Raw genomic sequence first — 26,195 nt, 5'->3', positions numbered from 1 at the left:
GCCCCGGAATCCCGGGGCCCTCCGTCAGGCGACGTTCTTCTTGGCGGCCTGGATCTGCTCGTAGACCCTGGTCCGCAACTCGATGAACCGGGGGTCGGCCCGGGTGGTGAGCTGATCCCGTTCGGCCGGCAGGTCGATGGTCAGCTCGTCCTGCACCACGGTCGGCGACGACGACAGCATCACCACCCGCTGCCCGAGATAGACCGACTCGTCGATGTCGTGGGTGACGAACAGGATGGTCACGCCGAGCCGTTTCCACAGCTGCCGGACCAGATCCTCCAGGTCGGCGCGGGTCTGCGCGTCGACCGCGGCGAACGGTTCGTCCATCAGGAGCGTCTGCGGCTCGTACGCCACGGCCCGGGCGATCGCCACCCGCTGCTGCATGCCGCCGGACAGCTGCCAGGGGAACGCCGATCCGGATCCGGACAGCCCGACCGCGTCCAGCGACTGTTCGACCAGCTCGTGGCGGCGCTGTTTGGGCACACCCTTCTGCTTGAGCGGCAGCTCCACGTTGCCGCGCACGCTCATCCACGGGAACAGGCTGCGCCCGTACTCCTGGAAGACCACCGCCATGCCCGGCGGCGGCCCGTCCACCGCCTTGCCGTTGACCCGCACGTCGCCGGCGGTCGGGTCGAGCAGGCCGGAGATGCAGCGCAGCAGGGTGGTCTTGCCGCAGCCGGACGGCCCGACCAGGCAGACCAGGTCGCCCCGCGCCACGGTGAACGTGAGATCCCGCAGCGCCTCGACCTCACGCTCGCCGGATCGGTAGACCTTCTTGAGTCCCTTGACTTCGAGCATCGTCCAGCCCTCTCAACCGGAGCGCTGCGCCGCGCGCAGGCCCTCGTACCACCGCAACGCCCGCCGCTCGGCGAGCCGGAAGAGCAGCGACAGCCCGAAGCCGAGCATGCCGAGCAGGATGATCCCGCTCCACATCTCCGGGATCTCGAAGCCGCGCTGGAACTGCACGATGGTGAATCCCAGGCCGTTGCTGGCCGCGAACATCTCACTGATCACCATCAGGATGATCGCGATGGACAGCGCCTGGCGCAGCCCGGCCGCGATCTGTGGACTCGCCGACGGCAGGATCACGTGGGTGATCCGGGCCGGGCCGGTCACGCCGTACGAACGGGCGGTCTCCAGCACCACGCCGTCCACGGCGCGCACGCCCTCGACCGTGTTCAGCAGGATCGGCCAGACACAGCCGAAGACGATCACGATCACCTTCATCGCGTCACCGATCCCGGCGAACAGCATGATCACCGGCACCAGCACCGGCGGCGGCACGGCCCGGAAGAACTCCAGGACCGGCTCGGCCACCGCGCGCAGCCGCCGGTTCAGCCCGATCGCCACGCCTGCCGCGACACCGAGGACCGCGGCCAGCAGGAAACCGGCGAACAGCCGCAGCAGACTCGGCAGCACGTCGGCCCGGATCCGGTCGAGGGTCCAGGTGTCACCGAACGCGGTCAGGATCGCCGACAGCGGCGGTGAGTAGAAGTTCTCACTGTCCGCACTCAGCACCCACCAACCAGCAAAAAGGACAAAAGGCAGAGCAAGGGCAAGAGCAGTCCGCTTGAGTACGTTCATCAGAGGGCCACCTCGCCACGGACCGACTGGTGCCAGGCGAGCAGGCGGCGCTCGCCGGTACGAGCCAGCAGATTGATCAGCACGCCCAGGACGCCGGTCACGACGATCAGCGCGTACATGGTGGGCACCGCCTCGGACGCCTGCGCCACCGCGATCTCCCGGCCCAGACCGGGCGCGCCGATCACCAGTTCCGCGGTGATCGCCAGGACCAGGGCCACCGACGCGGCCAGCCGGATCCCGGTGAAGACGTACGGCAGGGCGGTCGGCCACAGCACGTACCGGATCCGGGCCCAGGCCGAGAACCGGAAACTGCGCGCGGTCTCGAACGCGACCGGGTCGACGTCCGCCACCCCGTACAGCACCTGCACCAGGACCTGCCAGAACGCGGCGTAGCAGACGAGCATCAGGGTGGAGCCCAGGTCGGTGCCGTAGAGCAGCACCGCGAGGGGGATCAGCGCCACCGAGGGGATCGGGCGCAGGAACTCGACGGTCGAGGCGGTCAGCGCCCGCAGCACCGGGACCGAGCCGATCACGATGCCGGCCACCACCCCGGCGGCGACCGCGAGCGCCAGCCCGAGCGCCCACGCGGACAGTGTCTCCCACAGCGCCGTCCAGAACACGCCGGTGCCGGCCTCGGTGACCAGCGCGGCCCCGATCCGGCTGGCCGGCGGCAGGTACCGCTCGTCGACCAGGCCGATCCGGGGCGCCAGCTCGATCAGCAGGAGCAGCCCGGCCGGCCCGGCGATCCCCAGCAGTACGGGGTTGCCGAGCCGGGCCGGGCCGTCACGGCGGGCCGTCGTCACGGGAGGAGCTTCTCCAGGTCCGGGGCGCCGGTGAAGATCCCGTCGGTGGTGCCCAGGTCGGACAGGCGCTGCACGGACGCCTCGTTGATCTGGGTCGGCCACTTCGGCAGCACCAGGGTCGCGCGGAGCTTCTCGTCGATCTTGGTGTAGCTGGCCAGGACCGCTCGGACCTCGTCCGGGTGCGAGTCGGCGTACGTCAGCGACTCGTTGATCGCCTCGGTGAACCGGGCGACCAGGTCCGGGTCCGACTGCTGCAGCTTGGACGAGGTGAAGTACGCGGCCACGGTCAGGTTCGGGGCGGCGTCCACGAACGTCGACGCGACCTCCCGGCCACCGGCCGCCTTGATCGTGCTGAGCTGCGGCTCGACCACCCACGCGGCGTCGACCTGGCCGTCGGCGAGAGCGGCGGGCATGTTCGGGAACGGCATCTCGACGAAGTTCAGCGTCGCCGGGTCACCGCCGGCCTTGCGCACCGACTCCCGGGTCACGGTGTCGCCGATGTTCTTCAGCGTGTTCACCGAGATCTTCTTGCCGGCCAGGTCCTTGGCCGTCTTGATCGCGCTGTCCGCCTTGACGACGACGGCGCCGAAGTCCTTGCCGGCCTCACCGGTGGACGCGACGCCCGCCGCGACCGCCTTGATCGGCACGCTCTTGGTCTGCGCGATCATCAGCGAGGTCATGTTGCTGAACCCGAACTGGAACTGGTCGCTGACCACACCCGGGACGATCGCCGCACCGCCCTGACCGGCCTCCATGGTCAGCTCGATCTTCCGGCTGCTGAAGAAGCCCTTCTCCTTGCCCAGGTAGATCGGGGCCACGTCGATGATCGGGATGACGCCGACCTTGACCTGGTCGATGCCGCCCTCGGTGGTGCCCTTGTCGCTATCGGTGCCGCATGCCGCCAGGGAACCCGCGAGCACGACTGCCGCGAGCCCCGCGAGAAGACGCCGCATATTTACTCCTTCGAAATCTGTGCGCATCACGAACATGAGTTCTCATGCAGAACGCTAGGATCTGCCTCGTGTCACGTCAACGATGTTCGATCAACTGATGCCGCGCGAACCGTACTACGTTCAGTCGCTGGAGCGGGGACTGGCAGTGATCCGGGCGTTCGATGCTCAGCACCCCGAACTCACTCTCAGTGACGTGGCACGCATCTGTGGACTGACCAGAGCGGCTGCCCGGCGGTTCCTGCTCACCTTGAGTGACCTCGGGTACGTGCGTACCGACGGCCGGCTGTTCTCCCTGGCGCCCCGGGTGCTGGAGCTCGGATATTCATACCTGTCGAGCCTTTCGTTGCCCGAGGTGGCCGAGCCGCACCTCGAACGACTGGTGGCCGACGTGCGCGAGTCGTCGTCGATGTCGGTGCTGGACGGGGACGACATCGTCTATGTCGCGCGCGTCCCGACAAGTCGGATCATGCGGATCGCGATCAATGTCGGCACCCGGTTCCCGGCATACGCCACGTCGATGGGGCGGGTTCTGCTCGCCGGGCTCCCGGACGAGCATCTGGAGGCGTACCTCAATCGGGTCCGGCTCGAACCGCTCACCGACCGTACTCTCCGGACCACCGGGGAACTGCGCGCCGAGCTGTCCCGGGTGCGGCTGCACGGGCACGCCGTCGTCGACCAGGAGTTGGAGGAGGGGCTGCGGGCCATCGCCGCGCCGATCCGGGACCGCACCGGAACCGTCACCGGGGCCGTCAACGTCTCCGTGCACGCCGCCCGCGCCACCGTCGACGACATCCGCGCGCGCCTGCTGCCGCCGCTGCTCGCGGCCGCCGGGGCCATCGAGGCCGACCTGCGGATCGCCGCACGCCGCCGCACTCATTAATCGGCCCACCCCGCCGAACAGAACAGACGTGCCGAGAGTTCCGCGTACGCCCTGGTGGCTTGCCTGGATGGGGTGCGGGCTGGCCGGGGCGCTGCTGTACATGACACTGCCCTACAGCCTGCCGTCCGTCACCCTCGCCACCGTCATCGGGATCGCGATGTGCGCGCTGACGGTCGCCGGGGCCCGCCGTTACCGGCCGCCGAACATCCGCTCCTGGTACCTGTTCGCCGCCGGGATCGGCACCTGGATCGTCGGCGACGTCGTCTTCGCCCAGCAGGCGCTGCTCGGCGGCGGACCGCAGTACCCGGGCTGGGCCGACGCGTTCTACCTGGGCGCCTACCCGATGCTGTCGGTCGCGCTCTTCCGGCTCACCCGGGAACCCGGAGCACTCCGCCACGGTACGCTGATCGACTCGGCGATCATCGGGGTCGGGCTGGGTATCGTCTACTGGACGTTCCTGCTCGAACCGATCCTCGCCGACCACACCACGCCACTGCTGACCCGGCTGGTCACGATGGGGTACCCGACGGCCGGCGTGGTGCTCTGCGCGGTCGTCATCCCGATCCTGTTCCGGCGCGGACCCCGTACCCCCAGCCTGTGGCTGATCACCGTGGGCAGCGTGATCGCCCTGGCCGGGAACATCGCCTGGAGCCTGTTCTTCGGGGTGGTCCCGGACTCCGTTCTGTTCGGTGGTTTCCTGACCGCCTACGCCCTCTGGGCCGGCGCCGCCGCGCACCCGTCGATGAACCATCCGATCAACGACGGCCGGGAGGGACTCGGCCGCAGCCGCCTGCTCGTACTGACCGCCTCCACCCTGCTCGTCCCGGCCGTTCTGCTGGTCCAGGGCGAACGCGGCGCCGGCGGGATGAGCTGGATCGCCGTCGCGGTCGGGTCGATGGCCCTGTTCATCCTGGTCGCGACCCGGATGAGCGGGTACATCTCCCGGGTCGACTCGCAGGCCGACCAGCTGCGCGACCTGGTCCTGCGCGACGACCTCACCGGCCTGCCCAACCGTCGCGACTTCGAACAGCGGGCCGCCCGCGCGGTCACCGTCGCACCCTGCCACGTGATCATGATCGATCTGGCCGGCTTCAAACACGTCAACGACCGTCTGGGCCGGGCCGCCGGGGACCAGGCCCTGATCGCCGTCGCCGGGCTGCTGCACGAATGCGTCCGGGACGGGGACGTGGTCGCCCGGATGGGCGCCGACGAGTTCGCCGTCCTCGTCCACGACACGCTGCCCGCCGACGGTCTCGCCGTGGCCGGGCGGCTCCGGGAGATCCTGCGCCACCCGGTCCACGCCGGCGAACACGAACTCCTGCTCAACGCCCGGCTGGGGATCGCGTACTCCGGCACCTGCCCCGACGCCCTGCCCTCCGCCGAGATGATCCGCCGCTCCGACACCGCCAGGTACGCCGCCAAATCCTCCGGTGGGCAGCTCGTCGAATACACGGCCGCCCTGGACGAGCGGGCCGAAGCCGCCGAGAGCCTCGGCGCGGACCTGCGGCACAGCCTCGACGACGGCGACTTCCATGTCGTCTACCAGCCCATCGTCGACCTGCGCGACAGCAGCACCGTCGCCGTCGAAGCCCTGGTCCGCTGGGTGCACCCGGCCCGCGGATTCGTCAGTCCCGCCGCGTTCATCCCGGTGGCCGAGGACAACGGCCTGATCGTCGAACTGGGCGAATGGATCATGCGGACCGCCTGCCGGCGTCTGGCCGACTGGCGGGTCACGCTGGGCGCCGCCGCACCCCTCTACATCAGCGTCAACGTGTCGGCCCGGCAGCTCAGCGAGCCCGGTTTCCCGGCCGTGGTCAGCGCCATCCTGACCGAGACCGGCCTGGAACCGGCGGCACTGCTGGTGGAGGTGACCGAAACCGCCATCTTCGGCGGGGGAACCGCGATAGAGGCGGTGGAGACCCTGCACCGGTCCGGAATCCGGATAGCCCTGGACGACTTCGGCACCGGCCACTCGTCGCTGGGCCTGCTGAGAACCGTCCCGGTGGACGTCCTGAAGATCGACAAGAGTTTCGTCGACGAGATAACCGAGCCGGGCCGCAACGCGGTGATCGTGGACGCCCTGATCCACGTGTCGAACGGGCTGGGCCTGCGAGCGGTGGCCGAGGGGGTGGAAACCGAGGAGCAGGCGGAGTACCTGCGCGACCTGGGCTACCACTACGCCCAGGGCTACCACTTCGGCAAGCCGTCCCCCGACCCGATGACCCCGTCCCCCACCCCCACCCGCCTCACGGTGTGATCCCGTCAGACCGGGGCGGGGGTACGGGTCCGGGTCACGAAGCACATCAGGATGAAGGCTGCCGTGAAGAACAGGCTCATCGCCAGGGCCATCGGCAGCAGCGTGTCGTGGCCGAAGATTCCGGTCAGTGGGGTGACCAGGGCCGCCGTGATGAACGTCAGGCCGCCCTGTAAGGCCGACGCGGTGCCCGCCGACCGGCGCCCGGCCTCCTGAGCCAGAGCCGTGGTCGACGGAATGGTCAGGCCCATCCCGGCCACCACCAGGCACAGCATCGCCCACGCTGCCGCCAGTGGAAGCGCCGACGGGCCGGTCAGGGCCACCGCCAGCAGACCGCCGGCGCCGACGGTGGACAGGGTGACCCCGACGGCTCGCAGCGGGGCCGCTCCGGTGCGTACCACCAGGAACCGGAACATCAGGCTGGCCACGGCCATCGCGGCCGCGTTGGTGGCGAACACGACGGTGTAGCGGGCGGGACTGATGTCGTACACCGACCGCAGCACGAACGCCGAACCGCCGATGTACGTGAAGAATCCGGCCCCGGCCACGCACTGCAGCACCACGTGCCGCATGAACGCCCAGTCCCGGGCCAGGCCGCCCATCCGGCCCAGCAGCGGGCGCAGCCCGGCCGGATGCCGGTCCCGCGGCGGCAGTGTCTCGGGGATGCCGGCGGCCACCCCGATCACCATCAGCAGGCCCAGCCCGGCCAGCGCGGCGAAGACGGTCCGCCACGTGCCGTACGCCAGGATCAGGCCGCCGACGGCGGGTGCCAGCACCGGGCCGAGGAACGTGAACGAGGTGATGACGCCGAACGTGGCGGCGGCCCGCGGGCCGTGGAAGACGTCGGTGACAACGGCGCGGCCGATCGCCACGCCACCACCGGCCACCAGGCCCTGGATCAGTCGCGCCGCGACCAGCATCGGGCCGTTCGGGCTGACCGCGCACACCACCGACAGCACGGTGAAGACGATCGCACCGGCGAGGAGCAGACGACGGCGGCCGTACGAGTCACTGAGCGGCCCGATCAGCAACTGTCCGGCGGCCATGCCGACGATGAACGTGGTGAGGGTCAGCTGGACGACTGTCGCGGTGGTCGCCAGTGAGTCCTGCAGCTCGGGCAGAGCCGCCAGATAGGTGTCGGTGGCGAACGGCCCGACCCCCATCACCAGGATCAGGGCGACAAGGGCGGGCCGTCTCGTTTCGGTGCTCAAGCGGTAAAGCTTAGGGGAGCCACTTCTCCCAGACCTCGCGGTTGGTGTCGGCCCACTTCTTGGCGGCCTGATCGGGGGTCATCTTGCCCTGGGTCAGGTCCCGGGCGACCGCGTTCTGGTCGTCGTTGGTCCACGTCCAGTTCTTCAGGAAGGTGGCCGCCGGGCTGCCCGAGTCGACGAACTTCTTGCGTGCGACCTTGTCCAGGTCGTACGGCTGGTAGTCGCAGGTCACGGCATCGGCGTCGGCGTCGCAGCCGGGCTTGTACCGGGGCAGCGGGATCTTCGTCAGCTTGACGTCGGACAGCAGCCACTGCGGCTCGTAGAAGTAGCCGAGCAGCGGGGTCTTCTGCTTCTGGGCCCGCCGGAACGCCGCGATCAGCTTGTCCTCGCTCCCCGCGTACACCAGTGTGTAGTTGAGTTTGAGGTTTTCGATCAACTGGGTGTCCTTGGTGACGAACGACGGGTCGCCGCCGAGGAACTGGCCCTTGGTCCCGGTCGCCGTGGTCTTCAGCAGATCGGTGTAGTCGTTGAGGTTGCGCCAGTCCAGGATCTCCGGGTGCTCCTCGGCCATCCACTGTGGCACGTACCAGCCGAGGACGCCCTTGTTGCCGGTCATCCCCAGTGCGACGGCGACCTTCTGCCCGTCGATGTACTTCTTCTTCAGGTCGTCGTGGCCCCAGTTCTCCAGGATCACGTCGATGCTGCCGTCGACGAAACCGGCCCACGAGGCGGTCTCGCTCAGCTCGTAGGTGTTCACCTTGCAGCGCAGCTCCTCCTTGAGGAGGTAGCCGACGACGGCGACGTTGGCGGCCGACCCGGACCACGGGTTGATCGCCAGGTTGACCGTGCCGCAGGTGTTCGGGCTGGGCACGCCGGGCGGCGGGGTGACGGCGGCCTCGGTGTTCGCGCAGCCGGCCACCACGGCCAGGCTGATCGCGGTCAGGGCCTGGGCGAACCGCTTGATCACCATGCCGCCGCCCGCTCCCGCTTGGCCCGCCGGACGAGCACCTCTTCGGTGAGCGCCACCAGGACGCTCTTGACCGATTCGCGGTCCCGGGCGTCACATTCCATCAGCGGTACGCCCGGGCCCACGCCGAGCGCGTCCCGGACCTCGTCGAGGACGAACCGCTGGGCGCCGTTGAACCGGTTGATACCGATGATGAACGGGATCTCGTGCTCCTCGAAGTAGTCGATCGCGGGGAAGGAGTCCTCGATCCGCCGCGTGTCGACGAGCACGATCGAGCCGAGGGCGCCGGTGACCAGGTCGTCCCAGAGGAACGCGAACCGGTCCTGTCCGGGCGTGCCGAACAGGTACAGCAGCAGCGACTCGTCGAGCGTGATGCGGCCGAAGTCGAGGGCCACGGTCGTGGTGGTCTTGCCGGACACCGCGGAGGTGTCGTCGATGCCGATCGACTTCTCGGTCATCTCGGCCTCGGTGACGAGCGGCTCGATCTCGGAGATGGCACCCACGAAGGTGGTCTTTCCGACGCCGAAGCCGCCACTGATGACGATCTTGACAGCGATAGGGTGCTGCGCTGCCGACGGCTCACTAGAGCGCCCGGACACGGTCCCTGATCCTTTCGATCAAACTGGTGGAGAGCTCCTCCGGCTGTTCCTGCACGGTGAGGTAGCCCTGGGTGATCAGGTCGGCCACGATGACGCGGACCACGCCGAGCGGCGCGCGCAGCGCCACCGACAGGTCAGCGACCGACATCGGCGACTGCGCGAGCTCGACGATCCGCCGGGACTCGAAGCGCAGTGGCGCCGACAGCGCGGCCGGAGCCGCGTGCAGCAGGGTCTCGATCCGCAGGTTGTCGTGCAGCGGCTGAGTGCGCCCGTTGGTGAGCATGAACGGCCGGATCACCGGATCCTCGTCCATGTCGCCGGAGTGCAACCCGCCACCCATCGATGGCCGGTGCGCCCCGGCGTACGGCACGGACCCGGACTCGGCGTCCCACGACGAGCTGCTCATCGCGGTAGGTGTTGCCGGGACTCTGCGATCAGCGCCGGGGTGAGCAGGTCGCCGAAGCGCTCGGTGAGCAGCGAGATCTCGTAGCCGACCAGGCCGAGATCACAGTCGCTGCCGGCCACCACGCCGAGGCAGCTACCACCGGCTATCACCGACACCAGCAGGAAACCCCGGTGCATCTCGATCATGATGAGCTTGAGGCCGTCGAAGTCGTACCGCCGGGAGGCGCTGCGGGCCAGGCTCGCCAGGCTGGAGACGATGGCGGCCAGCTGGTCCGCCTCCGCCCGGTTCAGTCCGTCGGAGCTGGCGATCAGCAGCCCGTCGGAGGACACCGCCACGGCGTCACGCACACCGTCCGTCTGGTGGACGAAGTTGCCGAGCAGCCAATTGAATTGGTGCCGATCCGACGACGTGTCAACGCTCATCATTCTTCTTTCCAGGTTGCTGCCAAGGGGCCACTTCGGGATGGCTGTCACTGGGACCCCGCTGTTTCGGAACTACCGCGCTGGATACCGCCGCGCAGCGCGTTGAGACGGTCCCGCACCGCCTCCGCAGAACCGGTGACCGGGGCCGGCCGGTCGGCCGCCGGGCTGCTCGACGTGGTCGGTGGTCGGGTGGTGGCACGCTGGGCGCGGGGTGTGCGCTTCTTGAGCCCGTTGGCCGTCCGGGGCGCGTCGTCGGCGGATCCGAACGTCTCGGGCGCGCCGAACGGGTCGACCGGCTCGAAGGGGTCCAGCACCGAGGTGACGGTGGCCGGGTTGTCCTTGACCACCACGTACTCGATGGCGGTGGAGTGCAGGGGGCGGTCGGCGGTGACCACACCGGCGGTGACCGGCTGGGCCACCTCGCCGACCTCGGCCGGCGGGATCCGCAGCGGAGCGGCCGGGACCTCTTTTTTCGAAGTCGCAGCCGGTGCGGGCGGGCGCGGGCCGGTGACCGCGGTCTGTTCGACCAGGATCTCGGCGGGCAGCGTGATCCGGGCCGTCACACCGGTCACCGGCGACGGCGTCAGCTGCACCTCGATGCCCATCTGCTGGGCCAGGCGGCCGACCACGTAGTGGCCGAGGAACCGGGCCGGTGCGGTGATGAAGTCACCCTCGCCGCGCAGGCGCTCGTTGGCCCGCTGCATGTCGGCCGCGGACATGCCGACACCCTGGTCGGTGATGGCGATCAGGTAGTTGCCGGCGATCCGCCGCCCGTGGATCTCGACGTCCTGGTCCGGCGGGGAGAACGACAGGCCGTTCTCGATCAGCTCGGCCAGCATGTGCGCGATGCCGCTGACGGTGGAGCCGTTGACCAGCGTCTCGTCCACCCGGCGCAGGGTGACCCGGCGGTACTCCTCGACCTCGGAGACGGCCGCCCGGATCACGTCGGAGACCTGCAGCGGGTCGGAGAGCTGCCGCGGGCTGGCCGCGCCGACCAGGACCAGGAGGCTCTCCGCGTTCCGCCGCATGCGGGTGGCCAGGTGGTCGAGTTCGAAGAGGTTCGCCAGACCGGTCGGGTTGGACTCCTCCCGCTCCAGCTTGGTGATGAAGCCGAGCTGGCGGCGGAGCAGGTTCTGGTTGCGGCGGCCCAGGTTGGCCATCGACTCGGCGGTGGTACGCCGTAGCACCGCCTGCTCGGTGGCCAGCGCGTACGCGGTGGCCTGCACCCGGTCGAAGGCGTCGGCGACCAGCCGGACCTCGACACTGGCGCCGCGGGACACCAGGACCGGGGGCGGTGGCGCGGTGCTGTCGCCGGTGCTCGCCTTCTGGACCGCGTCCGGCAGCTGGGTGCTGGCCAGCCGGTTGGCCTCGGAGGCCAGTACCGACAGCGGCCGGGCGACCGACTGGGACGCGACGGTGGCCAGGTAGATCGAGCCGGCCAGACAGATCAGCACGGCGCCGAGCAGGACGACCATCCGGACCGAGGCCTCGTTCTCCAGCGCCGTGGCACGGGACGAGATGACCGAGCCGACGTGGTGTTCCAGCTGGAGGGTGTCGTCCAGCACCGTGGTCAGCGCGGACCACCAGGACTGCGGGTTGACCTGCAGGGCCCGGCCGTCGCCGGACTGCAGCGCGACGTTCTCGAAGAACGCCGCCTCCCGGGCCGCGCCGGTGTCCAGCAGGTAGTCCATCGAGGCGCGCTCGGTGGCGTTGGCGTACCTGTTGAAGGCGGTGAGCGCCGCGTCCTTGGTCGAGCGCATGGTGACGAACTGCAGGAACTCGCCCTGCTTGAAGCCACCGGCGGAGAAGACGCCGTTGAGGAAGGCCCGCTCCTGTGAGGCGGCCTCCTTCATGTCGCCCAGCGCTTCCAGGGCGGCCGAGCCCCGGCGGAGTTCCTCGTCGCCGTTGCTGTCCAACTCGAAGTCGAGATTGCCCAGGTCGGCGATGCGTGCGGTGTAGAAGGCGAAGGTGGCGGCCCGCTGGCCGGATCCGGTGTCGGTGCCGGCCCGGACGCCGGACAGGCCGTCCAGCTGCTGAACCGCGGCGGAGACCCGGTCGTCGACGTCCTCGCCGGCGGTGATCAGGTTCTCCAGCTGGTCGCGGCGCAGGTCGACGGCGTCGCGGGCGGGCAGCAGCTCGGTGCGGAAGGCCTCGTTGCCGCCGAGCAGACCGGCGGTCAGACCACGTTCGGTCTGCAGGTCCTGGACCAGTTCGGCGACGGCGAGGTCGATGGTGACGGCGCGCGCGGTGGCCGAGGCGGTGCGGTAGTTGTCCACCTCGCCGACGGCGACGATGGCCAGGAGAACCAGGGTGGTGGCGACCGGGAGGGCGAGGGTCCGGACCACGCGCCGGCGGATCGTGCCGCCGGACGCCCGGCGGGTACGCGCCCACATTCCGCCCTCGGGGGCACCTGGGACCGGCGTGGTCCCGCCGACCGGCGTGGACTGCTCGGACTGCTCGGCGCCCTGAACCTGGACGGACAAGCGATCAGCTCCTCTGTCGACCACCGGCCAGGCATGGTCACGGCCGGTGGGTCGATTCACTACGGGTGAACCGGCAAGTTTCTTTGATGACAAGGGGTGGAGAAAGGCGCAAAGCGATGCGGCGACCCCGGGAACGAACTGATCTTCCGGGATCGCCGCAACAGCTTCTTCGCTCAACCCGTGATGGTCAACACCAAGGGCCGAAATTTACGACTGTGCAACCTCTTTATGCATTGGGGTACTTACCGGCAGTTATTTGGGAGCGTTTTCAGTGACCCGCGGTAAGGTCGCCGCTGGCATCGAGCAACCACGATGCGAGGTGGCTCGCGAACGACGCCCGGACCAGGACCCAGAACACCGGCTCGCCGGTCGTCACGCAGTGTTTCCGCTGGAGCAGGATCACCGGCGTGTGCGCGAGCGTCGTCTGCGCGCACCGGCCCGGCCCGAAGACCCGCGGATGCAGGTCCAGCGAACAACCCAGAGCGAGCAGTTCGAGGGCGCCGGGACCGCGAAGCTCCAGAGTGGTACGTTGCGCCGACACGTCCACCACCGACGTGTCGCTGACCGATTCCAACCGTCCCGATTCCAACCGTTCGGTCAACCGCTTCTGAGCGCCGGGCGGGCCCACCACCAGCCATTCGTCCGGGCCCAGCCAGATAAACGTCGCCTCCCCGTCGAGTTCGTCGGTGCGGAAGGTGCCGGGTTCCGGAAACGAGGACGAGGGCGAAGTCCGCACGTCGAGCTGGGTCAGGAACGGGACCTCGGCCAGCGTGACCCGGTCGCCGGTGTCGCTGAGGTCGACGTCGGCCAGGGGGGATCGTTCAGCCATCGCGGCGCGCGCCTTCCGGGTCGTAGAGGACGGAACCGGCGACCGTCACCGGCACCAGGCGGTCGTCGAGGGTGGCCCACAACGTCTGCCCGTGCAGCGCGCGACCGTTCCTGATCAGGGCCAGGGCGAAGGTCCGGCCCAACGCTGCGCTGTGGTACGACGACGTGACGTGTCCGAGAGCCCGGATCGGCGGTTCCGGAAGTTCCGGGGCGTCCAGCAGGTGCGAACCCTCCGGCAACAGCTCCCCGCCGACCGGGAGCAGACCCACCAGCTGTTTACGATCGGTGCGCATATTGTCCGTACGCGCAAATGACCGCAGTCCGAGGAAATCGGCCTTCTTTTTCGACACCGCCCAGCCCAGCCCCAGATCGTGCGGGGTGACCGTGCCGTCGGTGTCCTGGCCGATGATCGGATAACCCTTCTCGGCGCGCAGCACGTGCATGGTCTCGGTGCCGTACGGCGTGACTCCGCGTGCGGACAGTTCGTCCCAGAGCGTGACCGCGTCCCACCAGCTGACGTTGATCTCGTAGGCCAGTTCGCCGGAGAAACTGATCCGGCACACCCGCGCCGGCAGCCCGGCGACGGTGGTGTCCCGCCAGGTCATGAACGGGAATCCGGCCCGGGTGACGTCGAGCGCCGGCGCGAGCCCGGCCAGGACGTCCCGCGACCCCGGCCCGACCAGCGCGACCGTCGCCCACTGCTCGGTCACCGACGTGCACCGGACCCGCAGCGACGGCCACTCGGTCTGCAGCCACTCCTCCATCCAGTCCAGGATCAGCGCGGCGTTGCCGGTGGTCGTGGTGACCAGGAACCGGTCCTCGGCCAGCCGGATCACCGTCCCGTCGTCGAGGACCATGCCGTCCGGCCTGCACATCACCCCGTACCTGATCGCGCCGGGTTTCAGCGTGCTGATCATGTTGGTGTAGAGGCGGTCCAGGAACACCCCGGCATCGGCGCCCCGCACGTCGATCTTGCCGAGCGTGGAGGCGTCCATCATCGCCACGTTCTCCCGGGCGGCCCGGCATTCCCGCAGCACCGCGGCGTGCTGGTCCTCGCCGTCGAGCGGGTAGTACCACGGGCGTTTCCACTGGCCGACATCCTCGAACAGCGCGCCCCGCGCCACGTGCCGCCCGTGCAGCGCGGTCACCCGCACCGGATCGAACCGCATGCCACGATCACGTCCGGCCAGGGCCGCGAACGACACCGGCGTGTACGGCGGACGGAACGTCGTGGTGCCCAGCGCGCCGATCTCCACCCCGAGCAGTTCGGCCACCACACCGCTGGTCAGCGTGCCCGCCGTCTTGCCCTGATCGTGCGCGGTGCCGGCGGTGGTGTAGCGCTTCACGTGCTCGGCGGACCGCATCCCGGTCCCGGTGGCCCGGTCCAGATCGGCCACGGAGACGTCGCGTTGCAGGTCGACGAACGCGTCGGCCCCGGCGCCCGGCAGTGTCCACACCGCGATCGGTGGAGCCGCTTCGGGTTCCTCGACGACGGGCAGCGTGATCAGCCCGGCCCCGCCACCCGCCTCCACACCCGCAGAGAGACAACCACTTGTCGTGTACGTTCCGGCAAGCGCTCCCGCCACCGACACGGCCTGCCGGCAGCCGCCGTCCGGACGGAAGGCGGCAAGCGCCGGATCGTAGGTGAGACGGCCCCCGGCCTGGGAGAACAGCGCCCCGACCGGATTCCAGCCGCCGGAGACGAGCAGGAGATCCGCCTCGATCTCGCGGGTGGAGGAGGAGTCGGTGAGCGCCCGCAAGGCGACCGCCGAGACCCGATGCTCGCCCGTCACCGCGGAGACCGCCCAACCGGGCAGGACCTCGATCCCACGCTCCGTGCATCGCCGCGCCCACTCCGAGCCGGCGGCATCGGGCGAGGTGGAGGCGGAGATGGAGGAGCGCAGGTCCGCGATCGCCGCGATCTCCACTCCGGCGGTGTGCAGGTCCAGCGCCGCCGCGTACGCGCTGTCGTTGGTGGTCAGCACCACGGCCCGGCGGCCGGGCAGCACCCCGTACCGGACGGCGTAGGTGCGGGCCGCCCCGGCCAGCATCACCCCGGGCCGGTCGTTGTCGGCGAACGCGATCGACCGCTCGTGCGCGCCGGTGGCCAGCACCACCCGCTTCGCCCGGATCCGCCAGATCCGCTCCCGGATCGCGCCCGCCGGAGCCGCCGCCCCCAGATGCTGGGTGCGGCGCTCGACCGCGATCACATGGTTGTCGTCGTAGTAGCCGAACGCGGTGGTCCGGGTCAGCACCCGCACCTCCGGCGCCGCCCGCAGCCCGGCGACCGTCTCCGCGACCCAGTCCAGCAGCTCACCGGCGCCGAGCAGGCTTCCGCCCGGCTGCGGCTGGTCGTCGACCAGGATCACCCGGGCATCGGTGGCCGCGGCCGACGCGGCGGCGGCCAGCCCGGCCGGCCCGGCCCCGACGACGAGGACGTCGCAGTGCGCGTGGATGGCGTCGTAGCGCGCCGGATCGGGCCGGTCGGCGAGCCGTCCCTGACCGCGCAGACCCCGCGCCACCAGGCCGTCGAAGAGTTCCACGGTGGTGGCCGTCAGCATCGGCTCCGGGAACGGCTCCTCGATCTGGACGATCGCGTTCGGCTCCTCCACCCCGGCGGTGAGGATCCCGCGCGGCCGTCCGGTCCGGATCCCGGACGACACCACGTGCACACCGTTCCTCAGCAGCGCCGAGGCGAGGGTGTCACCGTTGCGTCCCTGGTAATCACGCCCGTCGAAGGTGAACCGCAGCGTCATGCCGTCACCTCGTTGGTCACGGTGTCCCGGGTCAGGGTGAACCAGCGACGGCAGCCCGCGCTGTGACTCCACCGCTCCCGGAACGGGCCTTTCGGGTTGTCCCGGAAGAACAGGTAGTGCGCCCACTGTTCGTCGGACAGCGCTCCGGGATCGGCCGGATAGGCCACCCCCGCCTGCCCGCCGTAGTGGAACTCCGACTCGTCACGTGGCCCGCACCAGGGGCAGGGAATGAGCATCATGGGGTATCTCCGAAAGAGCTAGTGGGCCACGGCGGCGGCGCCGTGTTCGTCGACCAGCGCGCCGGTGACGAACCGGTCCAGGCTGAACGGCGCGTTCAGCGGATGCGGCTCGTCGTTCGCGACCGTGTGCGCGTAACACCAGCCCACGCCGGGGGTGGCCTTGAACCCGCCGGTGCCCCACCCGCAGTTCAGGTAGAGGCCGTCGACTCCGGACAGGCCGACGATCGGGGACGCGTCCGGGGTGGTGTCCACGATCCCGCCCCAGGTCCGCAGCACGTGCGCGCGGGCGAACACCGGGAACAGCTCCAGCGCGGCGGACATCTGCCGTTCGATGATGTGGAACGCGCCGCGCTGCCCGTAGCCGTTCCAGGTGTCGATGCCGGCGCCCATCACCAGCTCACCCTTGTGGGCCTGGCTGACGTAGACGTGCACCGCGTTCGACATGACGACCGTCGGGTGCACCGGTTCCAGCAGCTCGGAGACGAGCGCCTGCAACGGATGGCTCTGCAGCGGCAGCCGGATCCCGGCCATCGCGGCGACCACCGACGTGTGCCCGGCGGCGCTGAGCGCGACCCGGCCGGCGCCGATCGTGCCGCGGGTGGTGTGCACCCCGGTGACCCGGCCGTTGTCCACCCGGAGACCGGTGACCTCGCAGTTCTGGATCAGGTCCACACCCAGGGCGTCGGCGGCCCGGGCGTACCCCCAGGCGACGTAGTCGTGTTTGGCGATGCCGGCCCGCGGCTGGTAGGTCGCGCCGTGCACCGGATAACGCACGTCGGGGGAGATGTTGATGATCGGGCAGATCTCCTTGACCTGCGCCGGGTCGAGCCACTCGGCGTCGACGCCGTTGAGCCGGTTGGCGTGCACCCGGCGGACGCCCTCCCGGACGTCGGAGAAACTGTGCGCCAGGTTGAGCACCCCGCGCTGGCTGAACAGCAGAGGATACTCCAGCTCCTGTTCGAGGTTCTCCCACAGTTTCAGGGAGTGCTCGTAGATGCCGGCGCTCTCGTCCCACAGGTAGTTGGATCTGATGATCGTGGTGTTGCGGGCCATGTTGCCGCCCGCGAGCCAGCCCTTCTCCAACACCGCCACGTTGGTGATGCCGTGGTTCCTGGCCAGGTAGTACGCGGTGGCGAGCCCGTGCCCGCCGCCGCCCACGACGATGACGTCGTAGTGGGCGGCGGGCTCGGGGTTGCGCCACAGGCGATCCGGGTGTTCCGGGAGATCGCCGCCGGGCGCGGGCCGGGTCATCAGCCCAGCCACGCCTTGACCTTGTCGGGGTTCGCCTCGACCCACTTCTTGGCCGCGTCGGCGGCGGGCAGCTTGTCCTCGGAGATGTACTTGGCGACCACGTTCTGGTCGTCGTTGGTCCAGTTGAAGTTCTTCACCAGCTTGTACGCCGGTCCGTTAGCGTCGGCGAACTTCTTGCTGACGATCTTGTCGAGGTCGTACTCCGGGTAGTCACACGCGACCTTGGCGGCGTCCGCGTCACAACCCTCGGTCCACTTCGGCAGGGCGACCTTCTTCAGCGGGATCTCGGCCAGGAACCACTGCGGCTCGTAGAAGTAGCCGATCAGCGGCGTCTTCTTGGCCTCGGCCTGACGGAACGCGGTGATCAGGGCGGTCTCGCTGCCCGCGTACACCACCTTGTAGTTCAGGTTGAGGTTCTTGACCAGGGCCTCGTCGTTGGTGACGAACGACGGGTCGCCGTCCAGGAGCTGACCCTTGTCCCCGGACTCGGAGGTCTTGAACTCGGCCGCGTACTTGTTCAGGTTGTTCCAGTCGGTGATGTCCGGGTACTTCTCGGCCATCCACGGCGGCACGTACCAGCCGATCAGGCCCTTGTTGCCGGTCGATCCGGCGGACACCGCGGTTTTCTGCTCGTCGATGTACTTCTTCTTCAGGTCGTCGTGGCCCCAGTTCTCCACGACCGCGTCCACCTCGCCGGTGCCGAAGCCCTGCCAGGCGATCTCCTCCTTGAGGTCCTTCTTGGTGACCTTGCAGCCGAGGTTCGTCTCGGCGACGTACGCGATGACGGCGGCCGTCGCCTCGTACCCCACCCAGGGGTTGATCGCCAGGTTGAACGTGCCGCACTCGGCACCGGCGGCGGCCGAGGATCCACCGGCCGGTTCAGAGGAGCCGATCTTCTCTCCGCCACACGCGGTCAGGGCCAAGGCCGTGAAAGTGGCGGTCGCCGCTAAAAGCAGCTGTTTCATCTGTGCTCACCTTTCGAGGGGGAAGGCGCTCGGGCGATCCGGTCGAGCATGATGCCGAGCAACACGATGGCGGCGCCGGCCGCGAGGCCCTTGCCGTAGAGCTGACCCTGGGAGAACCCGGCGACCACGTCGTAGCCGAGGGCGCCGGCTCCGACCAGACCGCCGACCACGACCATGGCCAAGACGTAGATCAGTCCCTGGTTGGCGGCCAGGGCCAGGGACTGCCGGGCCATCGGCAGCTGCACCTTGGTGATCAGCTGCCAGGTGCTGGACCCGGCGGCGGTGGCGGCCTCGACGGTGGCGGCCGGGATGCCGCGGATGCCGTCGGCGACCAGCTTGATCGCGACCGGCGCGGCGAAGACGATCGCCGCGACGATCGCGGTGAACCGGGTGGCGGAGAAGAGCGCCAGGAACGGCACCAGGTAGACGAACGACGGCATCGTCTGCCCGGCGTCCAGCACCGGGCGGATGATCCGGTCGGCGAGCCGGTTGCGGCCCATCCACACCCCGACGACGACGCTGAGCACCATCACCAGCAGCGTCGCGACGATCGTCATGGCCAGGGTGGTCATGCTGTCCTGCCACAGGCCGGTGCCGATCAGCGCGGCCACGCAGACGGCGGTGGTGATCGCGGCCCGGACCGTGCCGATCAGCAGCGCCAGCCCGACCGCGACCGCGCCGACCAGCCACCACGGCGACTCGACGAGCAGCGCCTGCAGCGGGTTGAGCAGCGCGTACGTGACCACGTCCTTGATCCACTCGGTGGCGCCGGACAGCTCGGTCTGCGCCCAGAGCGTCACCTCGTCGGCGCCCTTGGACAGCGCCGGGCCGATGCTGTTCTGATCAGGGAACTCGGCGGCCCAGAAGTACGTGTGCGACAGGTAGACACCGACCGCCGCGACCAGCCCGAACACGGCCAGCAGCGGTTTGCGGAAGCGGCTGCGGCGGCCCGGCTCGCTGGCCGCGGTGGTGACCCGGTCCAGCACCACGGCCATCACCACGATCGCCAGTCCGGCATTGAACGCCGTACCGACGTCAAGGGTCTGCAGGGCCTTGATGACCGTCTTGCCGAGCCCCGGTGCGTCGATCAGCGCCGCGATGGTCACCATCGACAGCGCCGCCATGATCGTCTGGTTGATGCCGAGAACGATCGTGCTCTTGGACAGCGGCAGCTGCACACCGGTGAGGATCTGCCAGCGGGTCGCGCCGAGCGACTCGGTGGCCTCGACGGCCGAGCGCGGCACGCTGCGGATCGCGTGCGCGGTGAGCCGGATGGCCGGTGGCATCGCGTAGATCAGGGTGGCGATCGTGGCGGACGCCGGGCCGATCAGGAACAGCAGGGTCAGCGGCGCCAGGTAGACGAACGTCGGCATCGTCTGCATGAAGTCCAGCACCGGTGTGACCAGCTTGTTCACCCGGTCGGAGAGCCCGGCCCAGATGCCCAGCGGGATGCCGAACAGCAGCGCGAGCAGCACCGCGGACACCGTCAGCGCGAGGGTGTCCATGCTCTCGGTCCAGAGGCCCTGGAAACCGAGGAAGAGCAGCCCGGCGACCGCCAGCAGCGCGACCCGCCAGGTGGCGACCACCCACGACACGTACCCGGCCAGGGCGACCACACCGAGCCAGCCCAGCACCGGGACCGGCCGGCCGAACGACGGCTGCGCGATCAGGTCCTGGACGAACACCACAAAACCGTCGACGGCGGCCCGGATCTCGTTGAAGAAGTAGAGGAAGACCGGGCTGCTGTTGCGGTTGGCGCCGGCCGCGTCGTTGACGTCGTTGAGCCAGAGGTGCAGCGGGGTCAGATCGGCGGGGGACAGGCTGAGGGTGTGCAGGCCGTGCAGCGGGATCCAGGCCACCACCCAGATCGCCAGCAGACCGGCGACCAGCAGTGGCCGTCTAGCGATCACGCGGCCACCCCGAGGATCTCCTCGGTGGTGACGACACCGAGCAGCGTGCCGTTCTCGACCACCCGCACCGGCTTGCCCGCGGCCAGCACCGGCCGGACCGCGTCCCGCACGATCACGTCCGGGCTCAACTCGGGGCCGTCCAGCACGTCCGATTCCCGCCGGTCCCGCATGATCCACCGCAGGGTCAGGACATTGGCTTTCGGTACGTCACTGACGAAGTCCCGCACATAGTCGTCGGCCGGGGCGCCGACCAGTTCGGCCCCGGTCCCGCACTGGACCATCTTCCCGTCCCGCATGATCAGGATCCGGTCGCCGAGTTTCAGCGCCTCGGACAGGTCGTGCGTGATGAAGACCATCGTCTTGCCGACCTCGCGGTGCAGCCGGATGACCTCGTTCTGCATGTCCCGGCGGATCAGCGGGTCCAGCGCGGAGAACGGCTCGTCGAAATAGAGCACGTCCGGATCCCCGGCCAGGGCGCGGGCCAGGCCGACCCGCTGCTGCATGCCGCCGGAGAGCTGATCCGGGTAGCTGCGCTCGTAACCGTCCAGCCCGACCAGGGAGATCACCTCCCGGGCCCGCGCCGTGCGCTCGGCTCTACTCGTGCCACGGATCTCCAGGCCGTACGACACGTTGTCGACGACCTGCCGGTAGGGGAGCAGCCCGAAGTTCTGGAACACCATCGAGAACTTGTGCCGCCGCAGCTCCCGCAGCCGCTTCCTACCGGCGCCGAGGATGTCCTCACCCTCGAACACCACCTCGCCGGCGGTCGGTTCGATCAGCCGGGTCAGGCAGCGGACCAGCGTCGACTTGCCGGAGCCGGAGAGCCCCATCACCACGAAGACCTCGCCCGGGGCGACGTCGAACGACACTTCCCGTACGGCTGCCGTGCAGCCCGTCTTGTCCATCAACTCCCGGCGTGACAGCGCCGACAGCTCCGCCGACCGTGGCACCTGGTCAGCCTTGTGCCCGAACACCTTCCACAGGTCCCGGACCGAGATGACTGCCTCGGTATTCACTATTGACGACTCCAATGTCGATCTTTTTATGAACGGAACCAGTTCTGCGGGCGCGGGTCGATGTTCTGCCAGACGTGCTTGATCTCGCGGTACTCGTCCAGGCCGGTGGGACCCAGTTCGCGACCGTTGCCGGACTGCTTGAAACCGCCCCACTCGGCCTGCGGGACGTACGGGTGGTAGTCGTTGATCCACACGGTGCCGTGCCGGAGCCGCCGCGCGACCCGCTGCGCCTTACCCGCATCACGTGTCCACACCGCCCCGGCCAGCCCGTACTCGGTGTCGTTGGCGATCCGGACCGCCTCGTCCTCGCCGCTGAACGTCTCCACGGTCAGCACCGGCCCGAACGACTCGTCCCGGACCACCGTCATCCCGGACCGGCACTGATCCAGAACGGTCGGCGGGTAGAAGTACCCCGGCCCGTCCAGGCGTTTCCCGCCGCAGCGCAGCACCGCGCCCTCGGCGACACCGGCCGCCACGTAGTCCTCCATCTTCGCCAGGTGCTCCGCGGAGATCAGCGGCCCGGTCTCGGCCTCCTCGTCGAACGGGCCGCCGAGGCGGATCCGCTGCGCGCGCTCGACCACCGCGTCCACAAAACGGTCGTGGATCGACTCATCGACGATCAGCCGCGCACCCGCCGAGCAGACCTGGCCGGAGTGCAGGAACACCGCGGTCAGGGCCATGTCCACAGCCGTGTCGAAATCCGCGTCGGCGAAGACCACGTTCGGGTTCTTACCGCCCAGCTCCAGGGCGACCCGCTTGACCGTGGGCGCGGCGGCGGCCATCAGCAGCCGCCCGGTGCGCAGGCTGCCGGTGAACGACACCATGTCCACGTCCGGGTGTTCGGCCAGCGGCGCGCCCACCTCGGCGCCCGCGCCCAGCACCAGGTTCGCCACGCCGTCCGGCAGGCCCGCCTCTGTCAGGATGTCCATCAGCAGGATCGCGGTGGATGGGGTCAGTTCGCTGGGCTTGAGTACGAAGGTGTTGCCTGCCGCCAGTGCCGGGGCGACCTTCCACGACGTCTGGAGCAGCGGGTAGTTCCATGGGGTGATCAGGCCGCAGACGCCGATCGGCTCGTACTCGACGCGGCTGATCGCGTCGGTGCGCCCGGTGTCGATCACCCGGCCCGCGTTGGTGGCCGCCAGTCCCGCGTAGTAGCGGAACGCGGCCGAAATATCGGACATATCGCATTCGGCCTCGACCAGCCGCTTTCCGGTGTCCAGCGATTCGGCGCGAGCCAGACTTTTAGCATCACGATCGATGATGGCCGATACTTTTTGCAACAACGCGCCCCGCTCGACCGCCGGTGTGCGCGGCCACGGGCCCTCGTCGAACGCCTTGCGGGCGACCGCGATCGCGGCGATCGTGTCCGCCCGGGTGTGCTCGGGCACGGTGGCGACGAGGCTGCCGTCGGCCGGGCAGTGGATGTCTCTCATCGGTCCACGCCCTGCCGGAAGAACGGCACCTCGACCGGCGCCAGCGGAGTGTTGCCGAGGATCAGGTCGGCGGCCTTCTCGGCGACCATCATCACCGGGGCGTAGATGTTGCCGTTGGTGACGTACGGCATCACCGACGCGTCGACCACCCGCAGCCCCTTGAGCCCGTGCACCCGCATGCTCTCCGGCTCGACCACCGACATGTCGTCGATGCCCATCCGGGCCGTGCACGACGGGTGCAGGGCGGTCTCCCCCTCGCGCCGCACCCAGTCGAGGATCTCCTCGTCGGTCTCCACCGAGGCCCCCGGTGACGTCTCGCCGCCGTTGAACTCGTCGAGCGCCTGCTGGCCGAGGATGTTCCGGGCCACCCGGACCGCTTCCACCCACTCGCGGCGGTCCTGATCGGTGGAGAGGTAGTTGAACCGCAGCGCCGGGTGCTCGCGCGGATCCCGGCTGACGATCTTCACCGAGCCGCGGGCGTCGGAGTACATCGGGCCGACGTGCACCTGGTAGCCGTGGCCACCGGCCGGCGCCGACCCGTCGTAGCGCACCGCGATCGGCAGGAAGTGGAACATCAGGTTCGGGTACGCCACCTCGTCGTTGCTCCGGACGAAACCGCCCGCCTCGAAGTGGTTCGTCGCGCCCGGCCCGCCGCGCAGGAACAGCCACTGCGCGCCGATCAGCGGCCGGTACCGCCACTTCAGATACGGCTGCACCGACACCGGCTGTCTGCACGCGTACTGCACGTATACCTCGAGGTGGTCCTGCAGGTTCTCGCCGACACCGGGCAGGTCGTGCACCGGCGTGATGCCGAGCGCCGCCAGCTCGGCGGCGTTGCCCACACCGGACAGCTGCAACAACTGCGGCGTGTTGACCGCTCCACCGCAGAGGATCACTTCCTTGGCGTACGCCCGGTGCGGGGTTCTGCCGTTGCCCTTGAAGTACTCCACGCCCACCGCACGGTCACCGTCGAAGAGCACCCGGGACACCAGCGTCCGGGTCCGTACCGTCAGGTTGGGTCTGGTCATCGCCGGGTGCAGGTAGGCGCGCGCCGCGGAGAGACGGCGACCCCGGCTGATGTTGCGGTCGAAGAGGGCGAAACCCTCCTGCCGTTCCCCGTTGACGTCGCTGGTGGACGGGTAACCGGCCTGCTCACTGGCGTTCAGCATGGCCCGGAACAGCGGGTTCGTGCCCGGCCCGCGTTCCAGCACGAGCGGGCCGTCGTGCCCGTGGAAGGGGTCTTCCGGATCGGCGGCCAGGCAGGATTCCATCTTGGTGAAGTACGGCAGGCAGTGCGCGTAGTCCCAGGACTCCATGCCCGGGTCGGCGGCCCAGCGCTCGTAGTCGAGCGGGTTGCCGCGCTGGAAGATCATCCCGTTGATGCTGCTGGAGCCGCCGAGAACCTTGCCCCGGGCGTGGTAGATCCGGCGCCCGTTCATGTGCGGCTCGGGTTCCGACTCGTACTTCCAGTCGTAGAACCGGCTGCCGATCGGGAACGGCAGCGCCGCCGGCATGTGGATGAACACGTCCCACGGGTAGTCCGGGCGGCCCGCCTCCAGCACCAGCACCCGGTTCGACGGGTCGGCGGAGAGCCGGTTGGCGAGCGCGGAACCGGCCGAACCGCCGCCGACGATCAGGAAGTCGTACTGGGTCATGGCTTCACTCCCGGTGGCTTCGGTCCCGGCGGCAGGTTCGGTGCTTCCGTGGAGAGCTCGACGTACACCGTCCCGTCGGTCACCTCGACCCGGTGGACCCGGACCGGCTTCTTCGCCGGGGGCGCGTCCACCCGGCCGGTGCGCAGGTCGAACTTCGAGGCGTGCAGCGGGCACTCCACCTCGCAGCCCTCCAGCCAGCCGTCGGCGAGGGACGCGTCCTGGTGGGTGCAGGTGTCGTCGATCGCGAAGACCTCACCGTCCTCGGTGTGGAAGATCGCGACCGGCGGTTCGGTCTCCCAGCGGTACGCCTCGCCGGGCGGGATCGCGCTGAGCGGGCAGACAGGCTGCGACATCACGCCTCCTGGGGGGTGGCACGCAACTGGCGCCGCCACCGGGTGAACAGTTTCGGTTGGTTCATGCCGAGCACGGCGACCGGCTCCGAGTCGCGTTCGTACACGGCCAGGAAGCTGCGCGAGTCCGGATCACCCTCGACCACCCGGACGGCGTCGCCGGGTTCGTGGTGCCCGGCGAACTGGATCCTGGCGCCGTACTGGTCGGACCAGAAGTAGGGCGCCTTGCGCACCGGGGCGGTGTCGCCGAGCAGCGCGGCGACCGTGATCATCGAGTGCTCCACGGCGTGTGTCCAGTGCTCGGAGCGGCGCTCGCCGCGGATCACCGCGCAGTCGCCGGTGGCCCACACACCCGGGACGGAGGTCGCGCCGGACGCGTCGGTGACCACCCCGCCGGCGATCTCCAGCCCCGACCCGGCCAGCCACTCCACGTTGGGCAGCGAGCCGATCCCGGCCACCACCACGTCGGCCGGCAGCCGCGTCCCGTCCGCCAGCTCGACCGCCTCGACCCGATCAGTTCCGGACAGCCCGCTGACCGGGACGCCTGTCAGCAGCGGCACCCCGTGATCGCCGTGCAGTTGCGCGCAGATCCCGCCCATCTCCGGGCCGAGCGGGCCGGCGAGCGGGGTCGGCAGCGTCTCGACCACTGTCACGTCCAGGCCCAGCGACCGGGCGCTGGACGCGACCTCGGCCCCGATGAACCCGGCGCCGATCACCACCAGCCGGGCGCCGGGGCGCAGGTCCGCCCTGAGCGCGATCGCGTCGTCCAGCGTCCGCAGCGTGTGCAGACCGGTCAGCCCGCCGGGATTGCCCAGTTCCCGGGCCCGCGCGCCGGTGGCGACGATCAGCGCGTCGGCGCGGATCTCGGTGCCGTCGGCCAGCCGCAGGCTGCGCGTCGGCGCGTCGATGCCGGTCGCCGGGGTGCCGAGTCGCCACTCGACGTCCAGGTCGGCGCTGCCACCCAGGGCGATGTCGTCCATCGTGGCCGTGCCGGTCAGGAACTCCTTGGAGAGCGGCGGGCGGTCGTACGGCGGGTGCGGCTCGTCACCGACGATCACGATCTCGCCCGCGAACGACTGCCTCCGCAGAGCGCGTGCGGCAGCGAGGCCGGCCAGGGAAGCCCCGGCAATCGCGACTTTCTGCACGCTCAAACCACCATCCGTTGTATAAAACGAAACAGTCCGTGAGATCCGCAACAGACTGCCCGGGTGCTTGATCGATAGTCAAGCA

The 26,195-nt window shown here is 69.6% G+C and carries 23 protein-coding genes; 2 read left to right on the top strand and 21 right to left on the bottom strand.

Annotated elements, in window-relative coordinates; genetic code table 11:
* Positions 1 to 24 precede the first annotated feature (24 nt).
* Genes Aco03nite_RS40065 through Aco03nite_RS40050 form a run of 4 tightly spaced genes read right to left on the bottom strand, consistent with a single transcriptional unit; the run spans position 25 to position 3,340 of the window.
* Positions 25 to 798, bottom strand: a complete 774-nt coding sequence (locus tag Aco03nite_RS40065) for an ABC transporter ATP-binding protein (RefSeq protein ID WP_203805976.1) — start codon at positions 796 to 798, stop codon at positions 25 to 27.
* A gap of 12 nt (positions 799 to 810) precedes the next feature.
* The gene (locus tag Aco03nite_RS40060; RefSeq protein WP_203805974.1) at positions 811 to 1,584 is read right to left on the bottom strand and encodes an ABC transporter permease; all 774 of its coding nucleotides are present in this window, start codon (positions 1,582 to 1,584) and stop codon (positions 811 to 813) included.
* The gene (locus tag Aco03nite_RS40055; protein ID WP_203805972.1) at positions 1,584 to 2,387 is read right to left on the bottom strand and encodes an ABC transporter permease; all 804 of its coding nucleotides are present in this window, start codon (positions 2,385 to 2,387) and stop codon (positions 1,584 to 1,586) included. The genes Aco03nite_RS40060 and Aco03nite_RS40055 overlap by 1 nt, the downstream gene beginning before the upstream one ends.
* Positions 2,384 to 3,340 carry an ABC transporter substrate-binding protein gene (locus Aco03nite_RS40050; protein WP_203805970.1) on the bottom strand — a complete coding sequence of 319 codons (957 nt, stop codon included), beginning with the start codon at positions 3,338 to 3,340 and terminating at the stop codon, positions 2,384 to 2,386. The genes Aco03nite_RS40055 and Aco03nite_RS40050 overlap by 4 nt, the downstream gene beginning before the upstream one ends.
* 97 nt (positions 3,341 to 3,437) lie before the next feature.
* On the opposite strand from Aco03nite_RS40050, the gene Aco03nite_RS40045 reads away from it, so the two are divergent.
* Entirely contained in the window at positions 3,438 to 4,220 is a 783-nt protein-coding gene (locus Aco03nite_RS40045) for an IclR family transcriptional regulator domain-containing protein (RefSeq protein ID WP_203805968.1), read from the top strand.
* A gap of 28 nt (positions 4,221 to 4,248) precedes the next feature.
* Entirely contained in the window at positions 4,249 to 6,477 is a 2,229-nt protein-coding gene (locus tag Aco03nite_RS40040) for a putative bifunctional diguanylate cyclase/phosphodiesterase (protein ID WP_239145830.1), read from the top strand.
* A gap of 5 nt (positions 6,478 to 6,482) precedes the next feature.
* Here the strand turns inward: Aco03nite_RS40040 and Aco03nite_RS40035 are convergent, their stop codons facing one another.
* The 17 genes from Aco03nite_RS40035 to Aco03nite_RS39955 all read right to left on the bottom strand — a co-directional run bounded on the left by Aco03nite_RS40035 (position 6,483) and on the right by Aco03nite_RS39955 (position 26,110).
* A complete protein-coding gene (locus Aco03nite_RS40035) occupies positions 6,483 to 7,685 on the bottom strand; it encodes a multidrug effflux MFS transporter (protein WP_203805966.1) in 1,203 nt (400 codons plus the stop codon).
* A 10-nt stretch (positions 7,686 to 7,695) separates the two neighbouring features.
* Complete coding sequence (locus tag Aco03nite_RS40030) at positions 7,696 to 8,655, bottom strand: ABC transporter substrate-binding protein (RefSeq protein WP_203805964.1); 960 nt, start codon at positions 8,653 to 8,655, stop codon at positions 7,696 to 7,698.
* A complete protein-coding gene (locus Aco03nite_RS40025; RefSeq protein ID WP_203805962.1) occupies positions 8,649 to 9,251 on the bottom strand; it encodes a GTP-binding protein in 603 nt (200 codons plus the stop codon). The genes Aco03nite_RS40030 and Aco03nite_RS40025 overlap by 7 nt, the downstream gene beginning before the upstream one ends.
* Positions 9,235 to 9,657 carry a DUF742 domain-containing protein gene (locus tag Aco03nite_RS40020; protein ID WP_203805960.1) on the bottom strand — a complete coding sequence of 141 codons (423 nt, stop codon included), beginning with the start codon at positions 9,655 to 9,657 and terminating at the stop codon, positions 9,235 to 9,237. The genes Aco03nite_RS40025 and Aco03nite_RS40020 overlap by 17 nt, the downstream gene beginning before the upstream one ends.
* A complete protein-coding gene (locus tag Aco03nite_RS40015) occupies positions 9,654 to 10,079 on the bottom strand; it encodes a roadblock/LC7 domain-containing protein (RefSeq protein ID WP_092557322.1) in 426 nt (141 codons plus the stop codon). The genes Aco03nite_RS40020 and Aco03nite_RS40015 overlap by 4 nt, the downstream gene beginning before the upstream one ends.
* Before the next feature lie 47 nt (positions 10,080 to 10,126).
* Positions 10,127 to 12,562 carry a sensor histidine kinase gene (locus Aco03nite_RS40010; protein WP_239145829.1) on the bottom strand — a complete coding sequence of 812 codons (2,436 nt, stop codon included), beginning with the start codon at positions 12,560 to 12,562 and terminating at the stop codon, positions 10,127 to 10,129.
* Positions 12,563 to 12,830: 268 nt separating this feature from the next.
* Entirely contained in the window at positions 12,831 to 13,391 is a 561-nt protein-coding gene (locus Aco03nite_RS40005) for a sarcosine oxidase subunit gamma (RefSeq protein WP_203805958.1), read from the bottom strand.
* Positions 13,384 to 16,146, bottom strand: a complete 2,763-nt coding sequence (locus Aco03nite_RS40000; protein WP_203805956.1) for a 2Fe-2S iron-sulfur cluster-binding protein — start codon at positions 16,144 to 16,146, stop codon at positions 13,384 to 13,386. The genes Aco03nite_RS40005 and Aco03nite_RS40000 overlap by 8 nt, the downstream gene beginning before the upstream one ends.
* Positions 16,143 to 16,385, bottom strand: coding sequence for a sarcosine oxidase subunit delta (locus tag Aco03nite_RS39995; protein ID WP_203805954.1), 243 nt, complete (start codon positions 16,383 to 16,385; stop codon positions 16,143 to 16,145). The genes Aco03nite_RS40000 and Aco03nite_RS39995 overlap by 4 nt, the downstream gene beginning before the upstream one ends.
* A gap of 18 nt (positions 16,386 to 16,403) precedes the next feature.
* Positions 16,404 to 17,648, bottom strand: coding sequence for a sarcosine oxidase subunit beta family protein (locus tag Aco03nite_RS39990; protein ID WP_239145828.1), 1,245 nt, complete (start codon positions 17,646 to 17,648; stop codon positions 16,404 to 16,406).
* Complete coding sequence (locus tag Aco03nite_RS39985) at positions 17,636 to 18,601, bottom strand: ABC transporter substrate-binding protein (protein WP_203805952.1); 966 nt, start codon at positions 18,599 to 18,601, stop codon at positions 17,636 to 17,638. The genes Aco03nite_RS39990 and Aco03nite_RS39985 overlap by 13 nt, the downstream gene beginning before the upstream one ends.
* Entirely contained in the window at positions 18,598 to 20,511 is a 1,914-nt protein-coding gene (locus Aco03nite_RS39980) for an ABC transporter permease subunit (RefSeq protein WP_203805950.1), read from the bottom strand. Before Aco03nite_RS39980 ends, Aco03nite_RS39985 begins: the two co-directional genes overlap by 4 nt.
* On the bottom strand, positions 20,508 to 21,527 hold the full coding sequence (locus tag Aco03nite_RS39975) for a quaternary amine ABC transporter ATP-binding protein (RefSeq protein ID WP_239145827.1): 1,020 nt from the start codon (positions 21,525 to 21,527) through the stop codon (positions 20,508 to 20,510). The genes Aco03nite_RS39980 and Aco03nite_RS39975 overlap by 4 nt, the downstream gene beginning before the upstream one ends.
* A gap of 26 nt (positions 21,528 to 21,553) precedes the next feature.
* Entirely contained in the window at positions 21,554 to 22,960 is a 1,407-nt protein-coding gene (locus Aco03nite_RS39970) for an aldehyde dehydrogenase family protein (protein ID WP_203805948.1), read from the bottom strand.
* Positions 22,957 to 24,615 carry a choline dehydrogenase gene (gene betA, locus Aco03nite_RS39965; RefSeq protein ID WP_203805946.1) on the bottom strand — a complete coding sequence of 553 codons (1,659 nt, stop codon included), beginning with the start codon at positions 24,613 to 24,615 and terminating at the stop codon, positions 22,957 to 22,959. The genes Aco03nite_RS39970 and betA overlap by 4 nt, the downstream gene beginning before the upstream one ends.
* Positions 24,612 to 24,968 carry a bifunctional 3-phenylpropionate/cinnamic acid dioxygenase ferredoxin subunit gene (locus tag Aco03nite_RS39960; protein ID WP_203805944.1) on the bottom strand — a complete coding sequence of 119 codons (357 nt, stop codon included), beginning with the start codon at positions 24,966 to 24,968 and terminating at the stop codon, positions 24,612 to 24,614. The genes betA and Aco03nite_RS39960 overlap by 4 nt, the downstream gene beginning before the upstream one ends.
* A complete protein-coding gene (locus Aco03nite_RS39955) occupies positions 24,968 to 26,110 on the bottom strand; it encodes an NAD(P)/FAD-dependent oxidoreductase (protein ID WP_203805942.1) in 1,143 nt (380 codons plus the stop codon). Before Aco03nite_RS39955 ends, Aco03nite_RS39960 begins: the two co-directional genes overlap by 1 nt.
* Between the last annotated feature and the right edge of the window lie 85 nt (positions 26,111 to 26,195).

The sequence above is a fragment of the Actinoplanes couchii genome, from assembly GCF_016862075.1.
GTDB classification, from domain to species: Bacteria; Actinomycetota; Actinomycetes; order Mycobacteriales; family Micromonosporaceae; genus Actinoplanes; species Actinoplanes couchii.
The sequence above is the reverse complement of the archived record's forward strand: the minus strand, read 5'-3'. Positions and strand labels throughout refer to the sequence as shown.